The 22,791-nt window shown below is 62.0% G+C and carries 21 protein-coding genes; 13 read left to right on the forward strand and 8 right to left on the reverse strand.

The window, feature by feature from the left end; genetic code table 11:
- The first annotated feature begins 72 nt into the window (after nucleotides 1–72).
- Nucleotides 73–942, forward strand: a complete 870-nt coding sequence (locus tag IFT98_RS14055; RefSeq protein WP_192049378.1) for a hypothetical protein — start codon at nucleotides 73–75, stop codon at nucleotides 940–942.
- Between the two features lie 67 nt (nucleotides 943–1,009).
- On the opposite strand, the gene ycaC is transcribed toward IFT98_RS14055, so the two are convergent.
- The gene (ycaC, locus tag IFT98_RS14060; RefSeq protein WP_122477968.1) at nucleotides 1,010–1,636 is read right to left on the reverse strand and encodes an isochorismate family cysteine hydrolase YcaC; all 627 of its coding nucleotides are present in this window, start codon (nucleotides 1,634–1,636) and stop codon (nucleotides 1,010–1,012) included.
- A gap of 114 nt (nucleotides 1,637–1,750) precedes the next feature.
- Nucleotides 1,751–4,159 carry a DUF3772 domain-containing protein gene (locus tag IFT98_RS14065; RefSeq protein ID WP_192049380.1) on the reverse strand — a complete coding sequence of 803 codons (2,409 nt, stop codon included), beginning with the start codon at nucleotides 4,157–4,159 and terminating at the stop codon, nucleotides 1,751–1,753.
- A 237-nt stretch (nucleotides 4,160–4,396) separates the two neighbouring features.
- Here IFT98_RS14065 and pstS point away from each other — a divergent pair, with 237 nt between their 5' ends.
- The 6 genes from pstS (at nucleotide 4,397) to IFT98_RS14095 (ending at nucleotide 9,594) form a co-directional block, all read left to right on the forward strand.
- Nucleotides 4,397–5,428 carry a phosphate ABC transporter substrate-binding protein PstS gene (pstS, locus tag IFT98_RS14070; protein WP_122477972.1) on the forward strand — a complete coding sequence of 344 codons (1,032 nt, stop codon included), beginning with the start codon at nucleotides 4,397–4,399 and terminating at the stop codon, nucleotides 5,426–5,428.
- A 76-nt stretch (nucleotides 5,429–5,504) separates the two neighbouring features.
- The gene (gene pstC, locus IFT98_RS14075; RefSeq protein ID WP_192049382.1) at nucleotides 5,505–6,470 is read left to right on the forward strand and encodes a phosphate ABC transporter permease subunit PstC; all 966 of its coding nucleotides are present in this window, start codon (nucleotides 5,505–5,507) and stop codon (nucleotides 6,468–6,470) included.
- A complete protein-coding gene (gene pstA / locus IFT98_RS14080; RefSeq protein WP_122797515.1) occupies nucleotides 6,470–7,363 on the forward strand; it encodes a phosphate ABC transporter permease PstA in 894 nt (297 codons plus the stop codon). Before pstC ends, pstA begins: the two co-directional genes overlap by 1 nt.
- Before the next feature lie 76 nt (nucleotides 7,364–7,439).
- Nucleotides 7,440–8,201, forward strand: a complete 762-nt coding sequence (pstB, locus tag IFT98_RS14085; protein WP_010210300.1) for a phosphate ABC transporter ATP-binding protein PstB — start codon at nucleotides 7,440–7,442, stop codon at nucleotides 8,199–8,201.
- Nucleotides 8,202–8,245: 44 nt separating this feature from the next.
- Nucleotides 8,246–8,947, forward strand: a complete 702-nt coding sequence (locus IFT98_RS14090) for a hypothetical protein (protein WP_192049384.1) — start codon at nucleotides 8,246–8,248, stop codon at nucleotides 8,945–8,947.
- A 92-nt stretch (nucleotides 8,948–9,039) separates the two neighbouring features.
- On the forward strand, nucleotides 9,040–9,594 hold the full coding sequence (locus IFT98_RS14095; RefSeq protein WP_244650958.1) for a hypothetical protein: 555 nt from the start codon (nucleotides 9,040–9,042) through the stop codon (nucleotides 9,592–9,594).
- Between the two features lie 25 nt (nucleotides 9,595–9,619).
- Here IFT98_RS14095 and IFT98_RS14100 read toward each other — a convergent pair whose 3' ends face one another.
- Nucleotides 9,620–11,560 (reverse strand): sigma 54-interacting transcriptional regulator, encoded by a 1,941-nt coding sequence (locus tag IFT98_RS14100; RefSeq protein WP_192049386.1) that lies wholly within the window; start codon nucleotides 11,558–11,560, stop codon nucleotides 9,620–9,622.
- A gap of 229 nt (nucleotides 11,561–11,789) precedes the next feature.
- Here IFT98_RS14100 and IFT98_RS14105 point away from each other — a divergent pair, with 229 nt between their 5' ends.
- The 5 genes from IFT98_RS14105 (at nucleotide 11,790) to IFT98_RS14125 (ending at nucleotide 16,098) form a co-directional block, all read left to right on the forward strand.
- Nucleotides 11,790–12,671 carry a DUF1932 domain-containing protein gene (locus IFT98_RS14105; protein ID WP_192049388.1) on the forward strand — a complete coding sequence of 294 codons (882 nt, stop codon included), beginning with the start codon at nucleotides 11,790–11,792 and terminating at the stop codon, nucleotides 12,669–12,671.
- Between the two features lie 10 nt (nucleotides 12,672–12,681).
- Nucleotides 12,682–13,386: an RraA family protein gene (locus tag IFT98_RS14110; protein WP_122800885.1), complete on the forward strand. Its 705-nt coding sequence runs from the start codon at nucleotides 12,682–12,684 to the stop codon at nucleotides 13,384–13,386.
- An 84-nt stretch (nucleotides 13,387–13,470) separates the two neighbouring features.
- Nucleotides 13,471–14,832 (forward strand): CitMHS family transporter, encoded by a 1,362-nt coding sequence (locus IFT98_RS14115; protein WP_185793307.1) that lies wholly within the window; start codon nucleotides 13,471–13,473, stop codon nucleotides 14,830–14,832.
- Nucleotides 14,833–14,954: 122 nt separating this feature from the next.
- Entirely contained in the window at nucleotides 14,955–15,680 is a 726-nt protein-coding gene (locus tag IFT98_RS14120) for a haloacid dehalogenase type II (protein WP_342214165.1), read from the forward strand.
- Between the two features lie 31 nt (nucleotides 15,681–15,711).
- The gene (locus tag IFT98_RS14125) at nucleotides 15,712–16,098 is read left to right on the forward strand and encodes a VOC family protein (protein WP_192049390.1); all 387 of its coding nucleotides are present in this window, start codon (nucleotides 15,712–15,714) and stop codon (nucleotides 16,096–16,098) included.
- Nucleotides 16,099–16,237: 139 nt separating this feature from the next.
- Here the strand turns inward: IFT98_RS14125 and IFT98_RS14130 are convergent, their stop codons facing one another.
- The 4 genes from IFT98_RS14130 to IFT98_RS14145 all read right to left on the reverse strand — a co-directional run bounded on the left by IFT98_RS14130 (nucleotide 16,238) and on the right by IFT98_RS14145 (nucleotide 21,371).
- Nucleotides 16,238–17,134 carry a carbohydrate kinase family protein gene (locus tag IFT98_RS14130; protein WP_192049448.1) on the reverse strand — a complete coding sequence of 299 codons (897 nt, stop codon included), beginning with the start codon at nucleotides 17,132–17,134 and terminating at the stop codon, nucleotides 16,238–16,240.
- A 303-nt stretch (nucleotides 17,135–17,437) separates the two neighbouring features.
- The gene (locus IFT98_RS14135; RefSeq protein WP_192049392.1) at nucleotides 17,438–19,564 is read right to left on the reverse strand and encodes a TonB-dependent siderophore receptor; all 2,127 of its coding nucleotides are present in this window, start codon (nucleotides 19,562–19,564) and stop codon (nucleotides 17,438–17,440) included.
- Between the two features lie 96 nt (nucleotides 19,565–19,660).
- Complete coding sequence (locus IFT98_RS14140; protein ID WP_192049394.1) at nucleotides 19,661–19,975, reverse strand: DUF7693 family protein; 315 nt, start codon at nucleotides 19,973–19,975, stop codon at nucleotides 19,661–19,663.
- Nucleotides 19,976–20,408: 433 nt separating this feature from the next.
- A complete protein-coding gene (locus IFT98_RS14145; protein ID WP_192049395.1) occupies nucleotides 20,409–21,371 on the reverse strand; it encodes a DNA replication terminus site-binding protein in 963 nt (320 codons plus the stop codon).
- Nucleotides 21,372–21,483: 112 nt separating this feature from the next.
- Between IFT98_RS14145 and IFT98_RS14150 the strand changes: the two genes are divergently transcribed.
- Nucleotides 21,484–21,630 (forward strand): DUF2256 domain-containing protein, encoded by a 147-nt coding sequence (locus IFT98_RS14150; protein WP_192049397.1) that lies wholly within the window; start codon nucleotides 21,484–21,486, stop codon nucleotides 21,628–21,630.
- A gap of 21 nt (nucleotides 21,631–21,651) precedes the next feature.
- Here the strand turns inward: IFT98_RS14150 and IFT98_RS14155 are convergent, their stop codons facing one another.
- Nucleotides 21,652–22,671: a substrate-binding domain-containing protein gene (locus tag IFT98_RS14155; RefSeq protein ID WP_192049399.1), complete on the reverse strand. Its 1,020-nt coding sequence runs from the start codon at nucleotides 22,669–22,671 to the stop codon at nucleotides 21,652–21,654.
- Nucleotides 22,672–22,791: the final 120 nt, after the last annotated feature.

A 22,791-nucleotide genomic window follows, 5' to 3' on the forward strand; every position in this document is an offset into this window, starting at 1 on the left:
CCCAGTCAAGTTGAACCCGTGCTGCGCTACCGGGCTCTGAACAGACACAGTTTTCAATCCCACGGGTGATGCATGATCCAGATCAACAGCTATACCACCGTCAAGCGTCGACCACGGGTGCCGCACGACATATTCGCCCACTACTGGCGAGACGTGCACGGTCCGCTGTGCGCGCGGCTGCCGGGGTTGGGCCTGTATATCCAGCACCATCTGTCCCGCGAGCAGGATGCCCATCTGTGGCCGCTGGCCGAAGGCATCCAGGAAATCATCGACTACGAACTCGACGGCGGCGTGGAAATCGGCTTCCTGTCTGCGGCTGACCAGAAGCAGTTCCAGGACGCCAGCTCGCTGTTGTTCAGCGATGAACAGAACATGTTCGAGGAAACCCTGGCCTATGACCTGCCCGAGGGCTCGATCAATCTGCTCAACCGCACCGGCGATGAGGTGATGAATGGCCTGGATCAGGCCGATCGCATTCACCTGCACCTGAGTCCGCGCGGCACCCTGGAAAGCCTGCATCAGTACCTGCGCGACGAACTGGGCCCGCTGCTCGCAGCCAGTGATGCGGTGCTCAAGGTGCGCCTGCACCTGTGTGCGCCGTTCGACAACGACGGCATGCATCCGCCTGCCCCGGATGTGGCGCACAAGGCGACGCCGGTGCGGGAACAGCTGGCCGTGCTGGAGATCGCGTTCCTCAGCCCGCTGGCGCGTCGACAGTTTTTCCAGAGTGACGAGTTCCAGCAGTCGCAGGCCGAGCAGGCTCGGCACATTGCCCAGCTCAAGGCGTTCGCCGTGTCGGGGGTGTACACGTACGTCCATGACGGCAAGATCACCACCGCAGGCCTGCGGGGCAGCCGTGCGGCGGAACTGATCGACTACCTGGGCGCTACCAACCAGTTGACTGCGGATGTAAGCGCGTTGTTCGTACAGCATTCGAGCTGATAACCCGAACCCCGGATGCACAAACGCTCCCCCTCGGCCACACGCCGGGAGGAGCGTTTTTTTTGCCTTACTTGTTGGCCAGGGCCGAGTAGCTGTTCATCAGGTTGCGGTAGTTGGGAATGCGCTGGGACAGCAGGTTGCCCAGGCCTTCGATATCGTTGCGCCAGTCACGGTGCAGCTCGCACGCCACCGAAAACCAGTTCATCAACTGTGCGCCCGCTGCCGACATCCGTGCCCAGGAGGCCTGTTGCACGGTGTGGTTGAAGGTGCCGGACGCATCGGTGACGACGAACACCTCGAAGCCTTCGGCCAGCGCCGACAGGGTCGGGAACGCAACGCACACATCGGTGACTACGCCTGCGATGATGATCTGCCGGCGGCCGGTGGCCTTGATGGCAGCGACGAAGTCTTCGTTGTCCCAGGCGTTGATCTGGCCGGGACGCGCAATGTAGGGCGCGTCCGGGAACATCTCCTTGAGCTCTGGCACCAGCGGCCCGTTCGGGCCTTGTTCGAAGCTGGTGGTGAGGATGGTCGGCAGCTCGAAGAACTTGGCCAGGTCGGCCAAGGCAAGGACGTTGTTCTTGAACTCGTTCGGCGTAAAGTCCTGCACCAACGAAATCAAGCCGGTTTGATGGTCGACGAGCAGAACTACGGCATCGTCTTTGTTCAGGCGGTTGTAGGTCGTGTGGGTCATGGTCGGGTCCTCTCGGTTCGCTGGGGGTGTGTTGGAACTGAGGCTAGACTAGCTTCGACCCTGGAGAGGATAAATCGGGTGGACAGCGTTTCACTGTCCACTACCGGGTGACAATCAGCTGATCGAGCCATTCTCCGGGGCGGGGCTGGCTTCGCCCTTTTCGTTGATCAGCAACATGCTTTGTGGCGCCGACAGCGCTACGCCCATGGTGCGCAGGCGGTCAAGGATGGTGAACAGCAGGTCGCTGCGCGCCGTTCCCACCGAACGCGGGCTGTTGACGAAGCCGCTGACGCTGATCAGCAGGCCGGCGCTGGTCAGGTCCTTGAAGGTTACCGACGGTGCCGGTTCGGCCAGGACCGCTTCATGCTCGGCGTAGGCGGTCATCAGCAGCTCGCGGATCTTCAGCACGTCGGTGTCCAGTGGCAGGGTGAGGGTGATGCCCACCACGCCCAACGCGTTGCCCATGGTCACGTTGCGCACGTTCTGGGTAATGAACTGCGAGTTGGGAACGATCACCGTCGAACGGTCGCCCATCTGGATTTCCGTGGCGCGCACGTTGATGCGGCGAATATCCCCCTCCACACCCGCCAGGCTGACCCAGTCGCCCACCTTGACCGGCCGCTCGGTGAGCAGGATCAGCCCGGAGATGAAGTTCTGCACGATCGCCTGCAAGCCAAAGCCGATACCGACCGACAGCGCGCTGACCACCCAGGTCAGGTTGGTCAGGCTGATGCGCAGCGTCGACAGCACCGCGATACCCAACAGCACGAAGCCGATGTAGCCGACCAGGGTCACCAGCGAGGCGCGCATGCCGGCGTCCATGTTGGTTTCCGGCAGCAGGCGGTCACCCAGCCAGTTCTTCAGGACACGGATGCTGAACAGACCGCCGACCAGCAGCAGCACCGCAATGAGGATATCGCCCGGCACGATGTTGAAGGCGCCGAGGGATTTGCTGCCCACGTCCAGCCGGGCGAAGCTGGCCAGCAGTTCGCTGGGGTTCGATCCCGACGGCATGAAGGCCAGAATCAGCGCAACGCACAGCAGCAAGGTTCGGCCCACGCCGGCCAGCAGGGTACTGGCCTGGGCCTGATGCCGTGGCGACAGCCCGAGCATGGCGCCCAGGGCCTGGCCGCCGGACTGCTTGGGCGAGAGCAGGGTTTCGCAGATGTCGACGAAGAACACCGTCAACAGGTACGCGGTCGAGGTAACCAGGCTGATCCACAGCAACTTGACGGTCAGTACATAGGCCAGCGTCAGGTAACCGCTCAACAGCCCGAGCACGATGATGCCGATCCACACCGAGAGGATGAACGGAATAAGGCCGACGAAGCCTGCGGTGCGCTCGAGGGCGAAGCGGCGACGCGTCTGGCGCACACGCACCAGGCCGTAGACGAAGATCGACGCCACCAGCAGCGCGGTCAGGCCGTTGACCGCGACCGACAGCGCCAGGCTGCTGGCGATCACGCTGTTGATCCGTTCGAAGGTGCCGGTGAACATCAGTGCGAGTGCAAGCACGGCTGGCAGGTTGCCAATGGCGCTGGCGATCGGGTCGGGAATGTTGGGCAGGCGCCAGGACGGGTTGGGCAGCATCAGCAGGGCGCGGCCCATGCCGACGATGAAGGCGCAGAACAGGATCAGCGTCTGCACCTGTTCGATCAGGTTCAACACATTGGCGCTGGGTTGCGAATGGCTGACGATGCCCCACTGCAGCAGAGAGGTCGCCGCGCTGATGGTCAGCACCGTGGTCAGCCCGGTGGCCAGGGCCAGGGTACTGCGGCGCAGCCGACCTTCGGGGAACCAGCGGATCATGGCCCGCACCAGCAGCCGCTCGATCAGCCGTCGGGCCACCACCCATACCAGCAGGGCGCCCAGCACGATCGTGATGAACGTGCCGCGCGAGCCGGGTGCCAGGGCGCTGTCGAAGACCTGAGAGACGTCCTGCCACAGGCTGCCCAGCTTTCTGACGTCGTCATCGGTGGGCTGGATCAGGCTGGACCAGAACGCGGAACTCAACGGGCTGGCGGACCGGGTGCTGATCTGGGTGTCCAGCAGGTTGCGCCGCAGGTTGAGAATCTGGATCGCCAGGTCACCGGCCGAGGTACTCAGCGCCGTGGTGTCGGCCTGGTCGGTGGTCAAGGCCTTCTTCTGGTTGGTCAGCGTGCGGCGCTGGGCCGTCAAGGTCTGCGGCTCGTCGGGTTGGGCAGCGCCGAGCACGTTGAGCTGGTCATCCAGGTGCCCCATGTCCACGCCCTGGCGCGCCAGCAACGCATCGGCCTGACGCTGCACTTGCAACGCTGCCTGGCGCAGGCTGGCCAGCAGGTCGTCGTTGGCGGCAGTCGACACCTTCTGGCGAATCTGGTCGAGCTGGTCGCTGAGCTGCGCGGGCGTGGCCAGCACTTCGACCGGCGCGCTGGCGGTACTGGCCGGCGGTGCCGGGGCAGGCTCGGCATGGACGGGCAGGGTGGCCCACAGGCACAGGGCCAGCAAGCCCATGCACCAACGATTGATCATGGAATGCCGCATGTTCGGATTCTCTTTGAGCGGTTGCCAGCTGCGGCGAGCAACCAGGCGTAGAAATGATGGAGGCCTGAGCCAGGACAACAGGCATTGCCCGCGCTGGCGCCGGGCGAGGTTACAACAACTCGATGAGATTTACGCACTCGTCATCCGCGAACGGGTCACTGCCGGTCGTCGGATTCATCAAACCGTAACAAAAGCTGTGCACAGTTCCGTTGCCCTTTATCTCAGTGAGTTCCTTAGATGAAAAGTTTGATGAAGTCTGCCGCGCTCGCCGTTGCCGTTTCGCTCAGCGCCAGCTCCATGGCCTTCGCTGCCGAAAGCGTGCGGCTGACCGGCTCCGGCGCCAGCTTTCCGGCCCCGATCTACCTCACCTGGTTCAAGGACTTCAGCAAGAAAACCGCTGGCGTTACCGTTGACTACCAGTCCAAGGGGAGCGGTGCAGGCGTACAGGACTTTTTGAACAAGACCGTCGATTTCGCTGCCAGCGACTCGGCCATGAAAGATGAAGACATCGCCAAGGTTGCCGAAGGCGCGCAACTGCTGCCGATGACCGCGGGCGAAATCGTCCTGGCCTACAACCTGCCGGGCAGCCCCAAGGGCCTGAAACTGCCGCGTGAAGTCTACTCCAACATCTTCCTGGGCAAGATCACCAAGTGGAACGATCCGCAGATCGTCGCTGCCAACCCGGATCTGAAACTCACCGACATGCCCATCACCGTGGTCGTGCGCGCCGACTCCAGTGGCACCACCGCAGTGTTCACCAAGCACCTGGCAACCATCAACCCGGCGTTCAAGCAGACCCTGGGCGAGGGCAACACCGTCAACTGGCCTGCCAGTGACAAGTTCATCAAGTCGCCCAAGAACGACGGCGTGACCGCCACCGTTCGCCAGACCCCTGGCGCGATCGGCTACATCGAGTATGGCTTCGCCAAACTGGCCAAGGTCGACTTCGCCGAACTGCAGAACAAGGCCGGCAAATACGTAGTGCCGAATGCCGAAAGCGGTGCCGAGGCCCTGGCCGCGGTCAAGATGCCGGAAAACCTGGTGGCCTGGCTGCCGGATCCAGAAGGTGAGAAGTCCTACCCGATCACCACCTACACCTGGATGATCTTCCGCAAGCAGAACGAAGATCCGGCCAAGGCCAAGGCCATGCGCGACATGATCGAGTACAGCCTGACCGAAGGCCAGAAGATCGCCGATTCGATGGGCTACATCCCGCTGCCGCCCTCGGTTGTGGAGCAGGTTCGCAAAGCCAGCGCCAATATCCAGTGACATGCGCGAGACCTCTCCCGTCCTGGCTTCGCTGCCGGGTCGGGCGAGGTCTACTTCCACACCCCGGAATTAATCAATGAACAGCCCTTTCGTTGTACCGGATAACCCGGACTCAGCCTGCCAGCCGCCTTCGACGAAGGATTTCCTGGTCGATCGCACGTTCCGTGCGCTTGCGCGCGTCGGTGTGGTGCTGATTCTGGCCGTGGTATTTGCCCTGATATTCGAAGTAGGGCGCAAGGCACTGCCCGGCATGGAAAAACACGGTTTCGATGTGCTGTTCGGCACCGTGTGGGATGTCAACCAAGGCAAGTACGGCATTCTCCCGGCCATCTGGGGCACGCTGTACAGCGCCCTGATCGCCCTGATCATCGCTGGCTTCTTCGGTATCAGCATGGCGATCTTCCTGACCCAGGATTTTCTCCCCGCCAAGCTGGCAGCGGTGTTTCGTACCATCGTCGAACTGCTCGCGGCCATTCCAAGCGTCGTCTACGGCCTGTGGGGCATCTATGTGGTGATTCCGGCCATACGCCCGCTGACCACCTGGCTGCACACCGAACTGAGCTGGATTCCCATTTTCGGCACATCACTGAGCGGGCCCGGGCTGCTGCCGGCTGCGCTGGTGCTGGCCATCATGATTTTGCCAACCATCGCCGCCGTGTCCCAGGACGCGCTGACCGCTGTGCCGATGAAAACCAAGCAAGCGGCCTACGGCATGGGCACCACGCACTGGGAAGCGATCCTGAAGGTCATGGTGCCCTCGGCTGCGACCGGTATTTTCGGTTCGCTGGTACTGGGCCTGGGTCGAGCCCTGGGTGAAACCATGGCCCTGGCGATGCTGGTGGGCAACGCCAACAACATCTCGCTGTCGCTGTTCGCACCGGCCAACACCCTGGCAGCGCTGCTGGCACTGAACTTCCCGGAGGCCGGGCCCAACGAGATCGAAGTGCTGATGTACGCGGCACTGGTATTGATGCTGATCACCCTGATCGTCAACCTCATCGGCTCGATGCTCATGGTCTACGCGCAACGGGGTAGCAAATAATGACAAGCCTGAGTACGCCTACCGCTGCGCTGCCCAGCCTGCAGCGCAAGTTCGAAGGCCGCGCCCTGCGCAGCCTGGTATTGACCACGCTGGTCTGGAGCGGCGCGCTGATCGCCAGCGTGCCGCTGCTGTCGGTGCTGTACATGTTGATCACCCGCGGCGGTGCGCGGCTGAGCCTGGAAGTGTTCACCGAGCTGCCACCGACCGGTTTCGAAACCGGCGGCGGCTTCGGCAATGCCATGGCCGGCACCTTCGTGATGGTCGGCATCGCGGCGGCAATCGCGGTACCTGTGGGCATCATGGCAGCGGTGTTCCTCGCCGAACTGGGGCCGGACAGCAAGCTGGCCAACGCCGCGCGTTTCGCGGCGAAAATGCTCACCGGCCTGCCGTCGATCCTGGCCGGGGTGTTCGCCTATGCGCTGGTGGTCATGACCACCGGCACCTATTCCGCACCGGCGGGCGGGGTGGCCCTGGCCGTGCTGATGCTGCCGATCGTGGTGCTGACCGCCGAAGAGTCCATGAAGATGGTCCCCAAGGTGATGAAGGACGCGGCCTATGGCATGGGTTGCACGCGCTCGCAGGTGATCTGGAAGATCATCCTGCCCACCGGCATGCCGGCGATTCTCACCGGGGTCATGCTCGCCGTGGCGCGGGCTGCAGGTGAAACCGCTCCGCTGTTGTTCACCGCGCTGTTCAGCAACTACTGGATCTACCACGAAGGCAGCCTGGCGGTCATGAACCCCACCGCGTCGCTGGCCGTGCTGATCTACAACTTTTCCGGCATGCCCTTCGACAACCAGTTGGAGCTCGCCTGGGCGGCCTCCCTCGTGTTGGTGATGATCGTGCTGTTTGTGAACATTGTCAGTCGTGTTTTCGGCAAGCCCAAGTTCTGAGAATGGGAGCACCTATATTGTGAGTGTACTATCCGTGCAAAAAGCCGTCCCGTTCGCGACCCAGGCACCTGTGGTCATGGACTGCAAGCTCGACAAGATCTTCTACGGCAACTTCATGGCCGTGCGCGACAGCCACGTACCGATCGAGAAGAACAAGATCACCGGCTTCATCGGTCCCTCGGGTTGCGGCAAGAGCACCGTGCTGCGCAGCCTGAACCGCATGAACGACCTGGTGAAGGGCTTCCGCTTCGAAGGCCACGTGCATTTTCTCGGCCAGGACGTGTATGGCAAGGGCGTGGATCCGGTGGTGGTGCGCCGTTACATCGGCATGGTCTTCCAGCAGCCCAACCCGTTTTCCATGAGCATCTTCGACAACGTTGCTTTCGGCCTGCGTCTGAACCGCTACAAGGGTGACCTTGGCGACCGGGTCAAGCATGCGCTGCAGGGCGCGGCGCTGTGGGACGAGGTCAAGGACAAGCTCAAGGTCAGCGGCCTGTCGCTGTCCGGCGGCCAGCAGCAACGCCTGTGCATTGCCCGCGCGATCGCCACCGAGCCTGAAGTGCTGCTGCTCGACGAACCCTGCTCGGCCCTCGATCCGATCGCGACGCGCCGCGTCGAAGAGCTGATGGTGGAGCTCAAGAAGGACTACACCATCGCGCTGGTCACCCATAACATGCAGCAGGCCATACGCGTCGCCGACACCACCGCGTTCTTTTCGGTGGACATTTCCCAGGGGACCCGCACCGGCTACCTGGTGGAGATGGGCCCGACTGCGCAGATCTTCGAAAACCCGCGCGAACAGATGACTGGCGACTACATCAGCGGCAAGTTCAGCTAGCCAGCGGCAGGATGCCGTTTCACCCATCGAGTCCAGGAATATTCATGTCTGCAACGCGTCGTCTTGATCTGCCCGCCATCGAAGAAGCCCTGCGCGAAGTGCAGGGCCGCTTCGCCGAGCTCAGCGAGCACTTCACCGAGCAGCGTGATCCGTTGACGGACGAGGTCGTGGAGAACGTCCTGGCCGGCTATGCCCTGGTCGACGAATACGTGGCAGCAGGGGTTGACCTGTTCGACCTGCAACAGGTCAACCTGATGCTGGAAATCAATGCCACGGTGCTGTGCGGGCGTGACCCGGCGCGGCGTGTGGAATTTGCCCAGCACCTGGCCGCCACCGAAGAGCATTTCTTCAACAACACCGAAGGTGGCATCAAGGATCTGTACAACTGGTACTGCACGTACCGCAGCGAGTCGGTGTGGAAGCGCGCCGCCGGCGTCTACGTGCGCATCCTCAGCAAGCCGCAGCTGTTCATCGAAGGCAACAACCGCACCGGTTCGCTGATCGTCAGCTATCTGCTGATCCGCGCCGGGCTACCGCCTTTCGTGCTGTCGTTGGATAATGCGCAGGGTTATTTCAACCCTTCGTCGGTGATCCGCAACTCCGCCAAGCATGGCGTCAAGGCGCTCTACGAATTGCCCAAGATCAAGAAGAAATACGCCGCCTTCCTCGAAGAGCAGGCACCGGACCCGAAGAAATTCTTCCTCAGCCACAAGCAGCTGGCGTTGCACGAGGGCAGGGGTCGATGAACCAGACACACCGCGCTGACCGATGCGAGCACAGCGCTTCAACTCAACCGTGGCCCAAAACGATGTGGCAAGCGATCACAGGTCTTACTCCGATGAATCCGTTCAACCGTCCGCGCGTGCGTATCTCATTCGACATCGACGACACCCTGGCCTGCCTGCCCCATCACAGCGAAGCCGAACAGAGCTGGCTGCCGGGCTTCGTGCACCGCTGGCTGGGCGAGCCGCTGCGCATCGGTACCCGCTCGCTGACGCGGGAACTGCGTCGTCAGGGTTGCAGCATCTGGGTGTACACCTCTTCCGGGCGCACACCGGCCTATATCAAACGCTGGCTGCTGTTGCATGGCATCCGCGTGGACGGCGTGGTCAACAGCGAAGTCCACAGCCGCGCCCTGGCCAGCCATGGCATGAGCCTCTCGCCGTCGAAGTTTCCGCCGGCCTTCGACATCGACCTGCACGTCGACGACTCCGAGGGTGTGCAGAGCGAAGGCCACGAGCATGGTTTTCGCGTGGTCGTGGTGCGCCCGGATGACCAGAGCTGGACGCACCGCGTGCTCGAGGCGGTCGCCGCGGTCCAGGCGCAGCTGGCGCGACAGCAGACGCTGCGCCACAAACAGCCGGTGGGGCAGGTTTCCCAAGCCTACTCCTGAGCTCTGCCAGCGCCGCGACCTGGCGCTAGGCAGATGCATCCTGCGACCCGCACAGACGGGTCAGCGCGAATGCATCCGGCTCCAGGTCCTGGTACTTCTTCATGCGCCGCCACAGCGTGGTGGTGCTGATCTGCAACAGGCGGGCGGCCTGTTCGCGGTTGCCCCGCACGCTGTGCAACGCCTCGAGCAGGACCTGCCGTTCGCTGCGGATCAGCGTTGGCGGCTGGGACGTGAGCTGGACGGGCGAGGGCAGGTCTTCCAGCGCTTCTTCCACCCACGCCCCGGTCATTTCGCGGCCCTGGCCCATGACCGCCAGGCGCTCGACGATGTTGCCCAGCTGGCGAATGTTGCCTGGCCACTCATGCTCGCTCAGCCGCGCCAGCAGGGCCGCTCCGGGGGCGGCGGCTGGCATGCCGAAGCCGGCCAGCAAATGGGTCACCAGTTCGGGAATGTCCTGGCGCCGTTCGCGCAGGGCAGGCAGTTGCAGCTTGAGTACGCAGATGCGGTAGAAGAAATCCTCGCGGAACAGCCCCTGCGCCACCAACTGCGGCAAGCGTTTGTTGCTGGCCGTGATGATGCGAATATCCACTGGCGTGACCTTGTCGTCGCCGATACGCACCACCTTGCGCTCCTGCAGCGTGCGCAGCAGCTTGAGCTGGATTTCCGCCGAGGTTTCGCTGATCTCGTCGAGAAAGATCGTGCCGGTGTGGGCCAGCTCGAACACGCCGGCCTTGCCCTCGGTCAAGGCGCCGGTGAACGCCCCCTTCACGTAGCCGAACAGCTCGCTCTCCAGCACGCCGGGGGCGAAGGCCGCGCAGTTGATCGCCACGAAGGGGCCGTGACGCCGCTTCGAGGCGTTGTGGATACTCTGGGCGAACAACTCCTTGCCGGTGCCGGTTTCGCCTTCGATCATCACCGTGCTGTCCACTGCCGCGAAGGTCTGCGCCAGGCGCTTGGCCTTGGCCAGTGCCGGGCTGCTGCCGATGATCGACGCGAAGGTATTCTCGGCGACGTGCTGGCGCGCCAGCTGACGGCGCATTTTCTGCTCGATGGCCTTGATTTCGGTCTGCTTCTGCAGGGTCGCGACGGCGCCGATCACCTGGTCGCCCAGGGTGATGGGCGCGATGCTCAGGGTCAGTGACAGGCGCCCCAGGTTGATCAAGGCACCGCGCACCGCCTCGGCCTTGCCCAGCACGCGGCCGAAGTAGTCCTGTGCCAGCAGGCCGGCCACGTTGTCGCCGCAGCGCACGCTGCCCAGGTAGTGGGTGGCGACGCTGTTCATGTTGGTGATCACGCCGTGGCTGTCGATGCTGAAGATGCCCTCGGAGACACAGTCGAGAATGGACCGGATCATCTCGTAGCGGCCCTGCAGCTCCAGACGCTTGTGCAGTCGCTCCTGCTCGATGCGCAGCAGGTGCAGGGCTTCGTCGATGGCATCGAAGGCGGCGTCGGCATCGGCGTCGGACATGATGTAGTGCAGGCCGCGGCCTTTGACGGCCTGCTCCAGGGACAGGCCGCCGATAGCCACCTGGATGCCCTGTTCCTGCAAGCGGTCGAGTTGCGCGTCGGTGCTTTGCGCGCTGCCGAAAGGGTCGATCGGGCAGATGGTGACGCTTGGCATGAACGGCCTTGCCTTCGCAAGGATCGCGGCATAGCCGTCGGAGGTGGCCAGGAACGCGATGCGGTCCGACACCACCAAGGCTTTGTGGTAGGCATTGATGCAGTCGAAGAACGTGTGGCGCACCTCCACGACAGGCACCTGAAAGTGCTCGCGCAGCACGCTGGCGGTCTTGCCACGGCTGATCAGGACGCTGGCACCTTCGTCGATCGCCCGTTGCGCCATCAGTACCGCCTGATGTTGCGCGGCTTCCACCACGGCCACGTGCAGTCCACGTTTCTCCAGCACCTGATTCATCACCGCGGTGAGGGTTGTGGAAGGAGAAATGACAGCCAGTTTGCCGAGCATGGAATCGCTCCTGGTGGATGGGCAGTTGTTGGAGCGTAGTCATTGCACGCTAAAGGCTGATGAAAGGCTTTGCAATGAAATGCAATGGATTTGCAATCCGATGGTTAAACAGTGTTCGCGCTTTGTTTCTGCAAGTCATTGATTGCACTGTGTAAAAGGGTTCTCCTCAGAAATTGGCACAGGCCTTGCTCCAGCCCCATCAATAACAATACAAACAAGGAACACGCTGATGGAACTGCTTTTCATCGGGTTTGGCGAAGCGGCCTACCACCTTGCCACCGGCTTGCGCACCCAAGGCGACCTGCAGATTGGCGCCTTCGATGCCCAAGCAGATGACCCCCAGCGCGGCGCGACGATTCGCCAGCGCGCCGAGCACACTTACGTCACCCTCTTCGATTCGCTGGAAAGCGCCTGCCAGGGCGCCCGTTTCGTGGCCTGCCTGACCAGTGCCAGCAGCGCACTGGCCGTGGCCGAGCGCGTGCTGCCGCTGCTGGTGGCCGGGCAGACCTATGTCGACATGAACTCGGCCGCGCCCACCGTCAAGCAAGCCATCGCCGCGCTGCCCAGGGCCCCCGGCGTGGTCTTCTGCGACGCTGCGGTGATGGGCACGGTGCCTGGCAACAACCATCGTGTACCCATGCTGCTGGCCGGCGACGGTGCCCGTGCGTTCGCCGACGCGTTCACCCCCTATGGCATGCAACTGACCGTGCTGGACGCCGAGGCCGGCGCCGCTTCGGCGATCAAGATGCTCAAAAGCGTGGTGATGAAAGGCCTGCCGCAACTACTGCTCGAAGCCTTCCAGGCAGGGGAGAAGTTCGGTGTGCTCGACACGCTGGTCGATTCGCTGGGCGAATCGCTCAACGGCAAGACCGTCGAGCAACTGGCCAACACCTTCACTGCGCGCACGCTGATCCACGCCAAACGGCGCAGCGCCGAGATGGACGACGTGGTCACCACCCTCGAAGACGCCGGGGTCGACGCCACCATGTCTAGGGCCAGCCACCAGCAGCTGGAAAAGCTCGCCGCCACCGACTGGCAAACCCTGCTGGGTGCCGATGGCAGCGATCTCGATTACCGCGACGCCATTCGCCAGCTGGTCAAACATTCCTGAGGAAGACGCCATGAATACCGAACACTACCTGCCCCTGCCCGAGCTGATTTCCCAGGACCTGCTCGACCGATTCCGCAAGCTCAGCCCCGCACAGTTGTGCGATGGCATGGCCAAGCTTGGCATTGCCCGCAACGGCGCGATGGACGCCGATCTGATGCCGCTGGACGATCGCAAGGTCATGCTCGGCACCGCCTACACCGTGGACACCGAAGATGGCGACAACTTTCCGATTCACGTGGCGGTGTACCAGGGGCAGCCGGGCTATGTCCTGGTGGTCGCGGGCAAGGGCTATCCGGGGCGCGCGTACATCGGTGACCTGATGGCGGGGGCGGCGCAGGCCGTTGGCCTCGCCGGGCTGGTCATCGATGGTTGCGTGCGTGACAAGCTGCCGCTGGCCGAGCTCGACATTCCCGTGTACGCCAAGGGTTTCATGCAGCGCAGCCCCGGCAAGCAGGGGCCAGGCAAGATCAACACCACCGTTACCTGCGCCGGTGTGGAGGTGGCCGCCGGTGACCTGGTGTTCGGTGACTACGACGGTGTCACCGTGGTACCGCGCGCGCGGCTGCTGGAAGTGCTGGAAGCGTCGGAAAAGAAAAGTATCTATGAAGAACAGCGTCGCGAGGTGATCGACCAGTACGTCCGCTGCCGCGACAACGGCGAGCCACTGCCGGAGCTGGCCCCTGACTGGGTCACCCGGTTGCTGCAGGGCCAGTAGGGCCCCGCAGGCTCGGTGGCCAAGACCGAGCCTGCGCAACAGACGCTGCCTCTCTCGATAAAAATAATATGTGGAGACGTTCGGATGCTGACCATTCTGGGCTATACGTTGATCACCTCGTTCCTGCTGCTGGTGATCAAGCAAAAACTTTCGCCCTTTACCGGCCTGATCGTGGTTTCGCTGGCGGTCGGCGTGCTGGTCTGCCTGCTCAGCGGCGTGCCGCTGGACATGATCATCAAGTGGATCAAGGAAGGCCTGTTCTATTCCCAGGGAGCGGACGGCAAGATCTCCCTGGGGACCGTGAACCCCACAGTGATGATTCTGTTCGCGGTGCTGTACTTCAGCCTGATGATGAACGTGGGGCTGTTCGATCCGTTGTGTACCTACCTGATCCGCAAGGCCAACGGCGACCCGCTGAAGATCATTCTGGTGACCGCGTTCACCTCGTCGGTAGTGACCTTGGACGGTGACGGCACCACGACCATCCTGATCATCACCACCGCCTTTCTGCCGTTGTACAAACAGATGGGCATGAAGCTGTCCAACCTGGCCATGCTGATCATCCTGCCCTGTGGGCTGGGCAACTGCCTGCCGTGGGGTGGGCCGCTGGCGCGTGCTGCCGCGGTGCTCAACCTTGAGGTGAACACGCTGTTCGTGGCGATCCTGCCGATTCTCGGGGTGTCGTTCATCTATGTGTTCGGCATGGCGTACCTGATGGGCATCAAGGAGCGCAAGCGCCTGGGCTTCGTCGCCGGCGAGAAAGTCATCGTTACGCCGCAACAGATTGCCGACATGGTCACGGTCATCGAAGACCACGACAAAGAGCTCAAGCGGCCCAAGCTGTTTCTCTTCAACCTGGCGCTGACGGTGGGCATGCTGGTGATCCTGATCGCCGGCTGGGCCAGTGGCGCGGTGGTGTTCATGCTGGGCACGGCGCTGGCGCTGACCGTCAACTACACCGCGGTGGAACAGCGTGAGCGGATCACTGCCAATGGCGGCGATGCGGTGGCGGTGGCGTCGATCATTCTGGCGGCAGGGTGCTTTCTGGGCATCTTCAACGGCAGCGGGATGGCCGCTGCGGTGGCCGAGCACATGGCCAGCCTGATTCCCGAGTCGATGGGCAGCCATACGGCATTGATCTTTGCTTTCCTCGGCGCGCTGGCCTGCTATGCGTTGCCGGTGGACGCCTATTACTTCGGTATCCTGCCGGTGGTTGCGCCCATTGCCTACAGCTTCGGCATCACGCCCACTGAAATCGGCGTCGCCTCGTTCATGGGCCAGGCGCTGCGCTACGCCAGCCCTACGGTGGCCTGGCTGTTCCTGCTGATGAACCGCACCGAAATGACCTTCGGCGAATACCAGAAGGAGTTCTTCAAGTGGTCGTTGCCGATGTTCGGGATCTTCCTGGTCACGGCCATCGTCACCGGTCAATTGCCAATCGGTTGAGGGTGCCCATGGACGTTCACCGCGCCGACGGTGAACGTCGATCAAACGGCTGTGGTGGGCGATGGTCTATTCGTAGACATCAAGTGCAGGGATGTCCTCTGCGCTCGCGCAGGAGAAAAGCCGTGAGTCATGCATTGGAGCGAGTGAGTTTCCTGGGGTTCGACGTGTTCGGCACGGTTGTCGATTGGCGTACCAGCGTTGCGCGCATCGCCGAGCCGTTTCTGGCCAGGTATGCAGTGCAGGTCGATCCATTGCAGTTCGCCAGCGACTGGCGCGGGTGCTATCAGCCTTCGATGGAAACCATCAGGTCGGGTCAACGTGAATACGTAACGCTGGATGTGCTCAATCGCGAAAACCTCGTCACCGTGCTGGCTGCTCACGGTGCCGACCCGGACCGGATACCCGCGCAGGAACTCGACGAACTGACCAGGGCCTGGGAGCGGCTCGATCCCTGGCCCGATTCGGTAGAAGGGCTCAGCCGACTCAAGCGCCGGTTTGCCATCGGCGCGCTATCCAATGGTCACATCGCGGGCATGCTCAACCTGGCTCGCTACGCCGGGTTGCCGTGGGACGTGATCGGCGGTGCGGAACTGAGCCGCTCGTACAAACCGCAGGCAGCGACCTACCAGCGAACCATCGCCGCCGTGGGGCGCCTGCCGCAGGAGACGGCCATGGTCGCTGCGCACAACGACGATTTGCTAGCAGCACGGGAAAATGGCATGCGTACGGTGTTCGTCTGCCGGCCCACCGAGTACGGTAGTGGACAGACCAAAGACCTCGCACCGGCTCGGGATTGGGATATCGTCGTCAGCTCCCTGACTGAAGCCGCTGACGCGCTCGGTTGCTGAGTGCAGGTACCGTAAACGCAAGGGGCCCTAGATGATCGATCACCTTGACCACATCGTCCTCACCACTATTGATCTGGAGGCTTGCAAGGGTTTCTACATCGACGTGCTGGGCATGCAACTGGAAAGCTTTGGGGAAGGGCGCGTGGCGTTTCGCTTCGGCCATCAGAAAATCAACGTGCATGTGCGGGGGCATGAGTTCGAGCCCAAGGCGCACTTGCCTGTGCCAGGTGCACTGGATTTGTGTTTCATTGCCAGTTGCAGCCTGGAGCAGGTGATCGAACGCCTTGAGGGTCACCCATGGCCCATCCTCGACGGACCGGTCAAACGTACCGGTGCCACCGGGCCCATTCGCTCGGTGTACGTCCGCGATCCGGACCTGAACCTCGTCGAGATATCCGAATACCTTCCAGCGCCTTGAGCCTGATACACCGCGTCGTCCTTTTCGCGGCCGCGGACCGCTCCCACATGAACACCGCGCATGCCCCCCGTGGGCATGCCTCCTTGTAGGAGCGGTCCGTGGCCGCGAAGGACGCACCACGGTCTACCTGACACACTTCTCAACGCGACAGCAGCTGCTCAACTTCGTCGCGGCTTGGCGCATAGGCCCCGGCATTGGCGCAGGACACCGAGGCACAAGCCGCCGCAAACGCCAGCCGTGCCTGGGGGGCTTCGATACCCAGCAGGCTCGACGCCAGCCAGCCGGCCATGCTCGCATCTCCCGCCCCGACCGTGTCAGCTACCTCCACGGCAATGGCTGCTTGCTCGACCTTGCCCTCAAGCGTAAACAACACCATTCCCTGCGCCCCACGGGTAAACAGAACCTGTGCCTCTTGATTCATCTCGCGCAACTGCTGCAAGGCCTGCTCTTCGCTCAAGCCAGGATAGATCTGCCGCAGATCCTCATCGGACAGCTTGATGATGTCCGCCAGTGCGACCATCGCGGGGAACGTCACTTCGCGGTATCGAGCATCCATCAGGTTGCGCCAGTTGGGGTCATAGCTGATCAGCTTGTCGTGCTGCTTAACCTGCCGAGCGACCTCGACCAGCCTGTCACCCAGGGGTTGTCGGGCCAGGCTGATGCAGCTGAAATGACACAACTGCGCAGCCGCCAGCCACCCCGAGGGCAGCAGCTGCACATCGAAATGCAGATCGGCCTCACCGGCGAAAAAATAGCGGGGAGGGTGGCTGGAAGGCACGATCGCCACCAGTGGATCGGCCTCGACGCGCTGCAGGTAGCGCAGGTCCAGCCCGGCAGCTTCGGACTGTCGGTACAGCTCATCGCCCAGCGAATCGGTACTGATCGACCCCGCGAACGCCGTCGGCACCCCGAGGCGGCTCATCGCCCGCGCCACGTTCCACGGCGCGCCGCCCGGATAGCCTTGCCAGCGACCGGGCGTGGTCTGGACCAGATCGGTGAGTGCTTCACCGAACACGACAACCGTGGGCAACTGCATGTTCATCCGTTCTCCTCTGAGGGGCTTGTTGGCCGGAATGACCTGTCGATTCCACAGGTTCGGAAACCCCGACGGGCGATAGGCCTTTATCGCGCACTCATGGTTGGATCTACAAGTCGGTAAGAGCAACCTTACTCCGGACAATGTCCGGGTCGATAGCCCGCCAGATACATCGCCCCGATACTTTTTTGCCCTCGGCCCATGCTGCTCTGGGGCCACATGCGAACAGTACCAGGCCCGCCGTTGGCGAGTATCAGTGCTGCACGCTTGTCTGGTTTCGCACCGACAACGGCGTTCATCTCCTCAAAAGGTATACGCCACGCCCGCCTGAACCGTACGCGGTGCGCCAGGATACGCGTACGTGTTGAACGCGCCTTCGTCGTAGCCCTTGTTGAACACATTCTGCAGTTCCAGGTTCAGGCGAACGTGATCGTTCACCTGATAGAAGCTCAGCAGATCGACCACGCTGTAGCGGTCCATGGTGTAGGTCTGGGCTGCGGTCTGTCCGGCGCGGTCATCGATGTATTTCAAACCTACGCCCAGGCCCAGGCCTTTGGCTGCGCCGTCCTGGAACTCGTAGGTGTTGAGCAGGCTGAAGCTGTTGCGCGGAATGTTGGCAAGGCGGGTGCCGTTGGGTAGGTTGTTGTCGTCGGTCACCCGCGCATCGACGTAGGCGTAGCCGCCGATCATCCGCCATTGTGGCGTGAGGTTGCCGGCGATGGTGATGTCCAGGCCCCGGCTGGTGACTTCGCCGGCCGCAACGCTGTAGGTCGGGTCGACCGGATCACGGGTGAGCACGTTTTCCTTGACGATGTGATAGACGGCAGCGTCGATGCTCAACTGCTGATCGAGGGCTTCCCACTTCATGCCCAGCTCGTAGGACTTGCCTTCTTCCGGGTCAAACCCGTTGCCATCGCGGCTGGCACCGCTATTGGGTTTGAACGACCGCGCGGTGTTGGCGTACAGCGCCAGTGTATCGGTAAGGTCGTAGATCAAACCCAGCCGTGGTGTTGCCGAGGTCTGCGCGGCCTTCCAGTCCACAGAGCCTGGCAAGCGGTTGTCGTAGTCCTGTTCGAATCGCTCCATACGCACGCCTGCGAGCACTTTGAAGCGCTCGGTCAAGGCGACCTGGTCTTGAATGAACGCGGCCCAGGTTTTCAGGTTTTCCGTGTCGTGGGTGGTGGTGCGGGTGAGGGCCGGGCGTGGCTGACCGAGCACAGGGTTGTAGAGGTCGATGGGGTAGGTGCCGGTCGCCGCGGACGAGCGCTGGATGATCGAGCGGTAGTCGTAATCTTCATACTCCACGCCGGCCAGCAAGGTGTGGGAAAACCCTGCGGTATCGAAATGGCCGGTAAGGTTCAGCTGATAGTCGCGGTCGGTCCATTCCAGTTTGCGGTAGTTGAAGTTGCGCTGCAGGGTACGTCCATCCAGCGGCGCTGCGTTGGCCTCGACCGCATTGCCCTTGAGGCTGCCGTCGAGCCACTGCATCCCGCCGGCCAGGGTCCAGTCGTCATCGAGGCGGTGCTCGAACCTCAGTTGGGCCATGTCGTTGTCGTTGTGCAGCAGGTTGTCACGGCCGTGCTCCCAGACATTGGTGTCGCGCGAAGCGCTGCCCCGCTGAGTGGCGTAGCGCGTCAGGCCGCGATCGAGCGGATGGTTGTTGCGCATGAAATCGCCTTCGAAGACGATTTTGGTAGCGTCGCTGGCTTGCCAGCTGAGCACGGGCGCGATGTCGTAGCGTTCGGTTTCCACATGGTCACGAAAGCTCTCGCCGCCTTCGCCCAACACGTTCAGCCGATAAGCCAAACGTCCGTCCTCGCTGAGCGGCCCACCGGCATCCAGGGTGGCACGGTGCATACCCTGATCGTTCAGCTGGCTGCCAATCGTCACCTTGCGCTCGGCCAGCGGCTGCTTGCTGACGACATTGAAAGTGCCGCCCGGATCACCGCGCCCATACAGGCTCGTCGCCGGGCCGCGGATCACTTCCAGGCGTTCCACGGTATTGGCGTCCGGGGCATTGGGGTAGCCGCGGTTGATCGGAAAGCCGTTGCGGTAGAACTCGCCGGTGGTGAAGCCGCGCACGGTGAAAGTGGTCAGGCCCTGCCCACCGAAGTTGTTGGCGCGGCCGACACCCCCTGCGTAATCCAGCGCGTCCTGCACGCGAGTGGAGGCGGTGTCTTCCAATACGTCACGGGGCACGACGCTGATCGACTGAGGCGTCTCGTGCAGGGCCGTGTCGGTGCGCGTCGCACTCATCGAGCGGGTGGCTTTGTAACCCGTGACCGGACCGTCCGCGCGTTCATAGTCACTGTCGGCCTCGATGTTCACCGCTTCGAGCTGGAGGCTTCCGCTGGCTTCGACGGGTTCAGAGGCCCAGGCAGACACTGGGGCAGCTTGCAGCAGGCACAGCGAAAGTAACGTGCGACGCATGGGTTCATCGTTCCAGGCAGGGGAGGCTAGCGAAATGGCAGCGGATTCTATCCGCAAACGATTCGCATTGACAGTTGCTGAAGTCGAAGCCTTGCCTCAGACAGCCGCCAGTATTTCCGCCAGCCGGGTGTGCTCCCAGGTACTCAGAAGCTCGATAGGGTCGGTGCCGTAGTGCTGGGATGAATCGAAGAGGTAGGTGCGGCCGTTCGGGCTTTCACAACGCTCGCAATGAAAGCGCCCGTTTTCATGGTTGTGAAAGGTGATGATCCAGCCGTCGGCGCCAACGGTCATCGCTGTGCCGTTGGCATCGGCCCAATCCGTCTCGTCGAGACGGTGCAAGGTGCGAATACCTAGAGCGACGTCACGAAGCAGTTGGCAAGTTTCTCGTGCAGAGAGGGCGGCGGCGGACACTTGAAGAGCCTGATCAAAGTGAAGAGCAGCTTTATAGGCGATGCAGAAGGGGCCGGCAACCTCGTTGAATTAACCGTAAAACCATAGATAACATCATGACGTGCCGTGGCAGATGCTTTCCTCCGTGGACCTTCCGCAAAGGTGATCAGTAAGGAGCAGCAAGCTGCTTTACTGCGTTCATTACGATGCCTTCAGTTATAAACAATAACATCATGACAGGTCGCTGCTACAAGTTGCTTTCATTTCCGTATTATCAACCCGGTAATCACCAAGCGGGGTAGGGTGCCAAGCGCAAGTCTTAACTTAACGTGGCAAAGTTGGAAGGGATGCGAAGGATGGGCTGAGTAAAAACCTCGATCATATCATGATGTTATTAATATACAGCTTGGCGTCAGCTTACCTTGCTGGCTAGCTGGCTATTAGCATCAAACGCCTAGCCCTCTTCAACTGACTTCTTCTGCAGAGGCCCATAAACCCGATGCTTATCTTTGTAACGATAGAGATTCATTGCCTCCACATAGGGCTCATCCTCCAGCAACGCAAGGCGGGTGTTCTTGCGGATCACAACTTTGGGTTCGTAACTTGAGAGCGGCTTGATCTTGGGCGGTGCGATACCCGTTTCATACACGAAGGGCACTGGCGCGATGATGGGTTTGACCTTCGAGTCGCCGTTCCTGACGCGTGCGCGGATATGAGGCTGAACCAGGCGGCGAATGGCAACTTGTTCCTGCGGGTCGAGCTTGCCTAGCATGTCGATGCCGTAGAGCAGGGCGTTCTCGGCAGCGGTTTCCAAGGAGTGGTGCACCGTCGCCTGTTTGTCATGGTATTGATCAAGCAGCTCGTGCCACTCTTGCAGCAGATCACCGGCCATCTTGCGGGCGCCGGACGAGCCAGTGTCATCCCAGTAGAAATTGATGTTCGACGGCGCAGTAAGCACCTTCGTCAACCGCAGCGCTTGCTTGGGCACGATACCGTTGCCGCTGCCCTTGAAGCGGTTCCATACGTTGCGGCGGTCGTTGGTTTTGTCGATGGCACCGATCAACTTGCCCAGTTCGACACGCGTCGCGTTGGTCTGGAGAATCTTCTCGATGACAGTACGGGGCAGGGCGATGGCACCTGGCACACGCAAAGTTTCCCGCGGATGCTGACCCACCTTGACCCAGATACTGGTCAAGGCCTCGAATGCCGCCTGTACCGCCTCGTCACCCTGTAATACACGCACTTCTATCGGCTCGTTGCGCACTGCGTCCTCAGGCCGAAAATCCAGACTAAACATGGCATCGACACGTACGTGGTCAGCTGCAGCGCGCAATACCTCGCCCAAATCGGTCAGTTCGGCCTGTAGCCTGTTGACCATGGCAATAGCTGCGCTGGTCTGGCTGAGATGAAGATCCATACGTATGTCCGGATAGTGGGCAGGTGCGCTATTCTAGCTGAGCACTGTATCTTTATACAGCTCTGTCGACCGGCTACCCAGCTAGTCCGTGAACGTTGCCATGGAGAGGGTCGTGAAGAAAAGTGAGCTACCAATAAAGCACTGCTTGACCTGCGGTCTTCCCTTCACCTGGCGCAAGAAATGGGCGCGCTGTTGGGACGAGGTCCGCTACTGCTCGGAACGTTGCAGGCGGCAGAAGAAGCCGATTTCCGGTGGTTGAATATTCCAATGCGTGTGGCTGTCATCCACCAGCGATAGCACCATCGGGCACGCTAGCGGTGCTCTGCCGAATCACCAGGCTGTGGGGCAGCGTCAGGTGGCGCACTTCAAGGGGGCGCTTCTCGATCAAACCGATCAGCATGTCCACCGCGTGCTGGCCGAAGCACTCGGCTGGCTGGGCAATGGTCGTCAGCGGTGGGTCGCAATAGGCAGCCAGTTCAACATCGTCGAAACCGGCCAGCGAAACGTCCTGGGGAACCCGCAGGCCCATTTCCTTGATGCGCTTCAAGGCGCCAATGGCCATCTCATCGCTTTCACAGAACAATGCAGTAGGGCGCTCGGGCATGCCGAGCAACTGCAGTGCTCCGTTATAGCCTGCTTTCAGGCTGAAATCCCCTGGGCAAACCAACTTCTCATCGGGTGTGATGCCCGCTGCACGCAAGGCTGCCTCGTAGCCCGCACGCCGATCACGGGTCAACGGGCTGGTGGCAGGCCCGTTGATTAAACCTACACGTCGGTGACCCAGGGCAAGCAGGTGTTCTGTGACCGCTCGCGCAGCGCCATGGTTATCCAGACTGACGGTGGGATGACGGCCCCCCTCGAGTATTTCGCAGGCGTTGACGATAGGGGGCAGGTCGGCTGCGTCGGTAGTCGACGCGAATGGATCGTAGGCGCGCAGCTGCAGCACACCGTCGGCTTGATGGGCGTGCACCAGGTCGGCATATTCACGCTCGGTCGCTTCGCAGCCCAATGTGTCGCACAGCAATACGCGATACCCCGCCGACTGGGCAGCTTTCTGCGCCCCGCTGATGACACGAGCAAAAAAACTGTTGGCAATATGCGGCACGAGGATGACCAGGTTGAACGTGCGTTGCGAACGGAACTGCACGGCCATCAGGTTTGGCCGGTAACCGGCCTGTTCCACCGCAGCATTGATCCGCTGGCGCGTTGCGAGCAGTACCCGTTCGGGCGACTTCAGCGCCCGCGATACCGTAGCCACCGAAACGCCGGCCAGCCGCGCCACTTCACGAATATTCGACACGCCTACCTCGTTCCCGGTAATCCCGACGCAGAGCTTACCTCAGTTTGCCACTGCCTCCGGTACCGCGATGATCCGCCCGATGGTGTTTGACAGGGGACGCGTTGACGCCTAGATTCCTTG

Origin of the sequence: Pseudomonas sp. CFBP 8770, from assembly GCF_014841705.1 — a bacterium.
Lineage (GTDB): Bacteria > Pseudomonadota > Gammaproteobacteria > Pseudomonadales > Pseudomonadaceae > Aquipseudomonas.

Excerpts from the sequence above, each read along its gene's own strand:
- IFT98_RS14055 (WP_192049378.1), top strand. The coding sequence starts at position 73 with ATGATCCAGATCAACAGCTATACCACCGTCAAGCGTCGACCACGGGTG.
- ycaC (WP_122477968.1), bottom strand. The coding sequence starts at position 1,636 with ATGACCCACACGACCTACAACCGCCTGAACAAAGACGATGCCGTAGTT.
- IFT98_RS14065 (WP_192049380.1), bottom strand. The coding sequence starts at position 4,159 with ATGCGGCATTCCATGATCAATCGTTGGTGCATGGGCTTGCTGGCCCTG.
- pstS (WP_122477972.1), top strand. The coding sequence starts at position 4,397 with ATGAAAAGTTTGATGAAGTCTGCCGCGCTCGCCGTTGCCGTTTCGCTC.
- pstC (WP_192049382.1), top strand. The coding sequence starts at position 5,505 with ATGAACAGCCCTTTCGTTGTACCGGATAACCCGGACTCAGCCTGCCAG.
- pstA (WP_122797515.1), top strand. The coding sequence starts at position 6,470 with ATGACAAGCCTGAGTACGCCTACCGCTGCGCTGCCCAGCCTGCAGCGC.
- pstB (WP_010210300.1), top strand. The coding sequence starts at position 7,440 with ATGGACTGCAAGCTCGACAAGATCTTCTACGGCAACTTCATGGCCGTG.
- IFT98_RS14090 (WP_192049384.1), top strand. The coding sequence starts at position 8,246 with ATGTCTGCAACGCGTCGTCTTGATCTGCCCGCCATCGAAGAAGCCCTG.
- IFT98_RS14095 (WP_244650958.1), top strand. The coding sequence starts at position 9,040 with ATGAATCCGTTCAACCGTCCGCGCGTGCGTATCTCATTCGACATCGAC.
- IFT98_RS14100 (WP_192049386.1), bottom strand. The coding sequence starts at position 11,560 with ATGCTCGGCAAACTGGCTGTCATTTCTCCTTCCACAACCCTCACCGCG.
- IFT98_RS14105 (WP_192049388.1), top strand. The coding sequence starts at position 11,790 with ATGGAACTGCTTTTCATCGGGTTTGGCGAAGCGGCCTACCACCTTGCC.
- IFT98_RS14110 (WP_122800885.1), top strand. The coding sequence starts at position 12,682 with ATGAATACCGAACACTACCTGCCCCTGCCCGAGCTGATTTCCCAGGAC.
- IFT98_RS14115 (WP_185793307.1), top strand. The coding sequence starts at position 13,471 with ATGCTGACCATTCTGGGCTATACGTTGATCACCTCGTTCCTGCTGCTG.
- IFT98_RS14125 (WP_192049390.1), top strand. The coding sequence starts at position 15,712 with ATGATCGATCACCTTGACCACATCGTCCTCACCACTATTGATCTGGAG.
- IFT98_RS14130 (WP_192049448.1), bottom strand. The coding sequence starts at position 17,134 with ATGCAGTTGCCCACGGTTGTCGTGTTCGGTGAAGCACTCACCGATCTG.
- IFT98_RS14135 (WP_192049392.1), bottom strand. The coding sequence starts at position 19,564 with ATGCGTCGCACGTTACTTTCGCTGTGCCTGCTGCAAGCTGCCCCAGTG.
- IFT98_RS14145 (WP_192049395.1), bottom strand. The coding sequence starts at position 21,371 with ATGGATCTTCATCTCAGCCAGACCAGCGCAGCTATTGCCATGGTCAAC.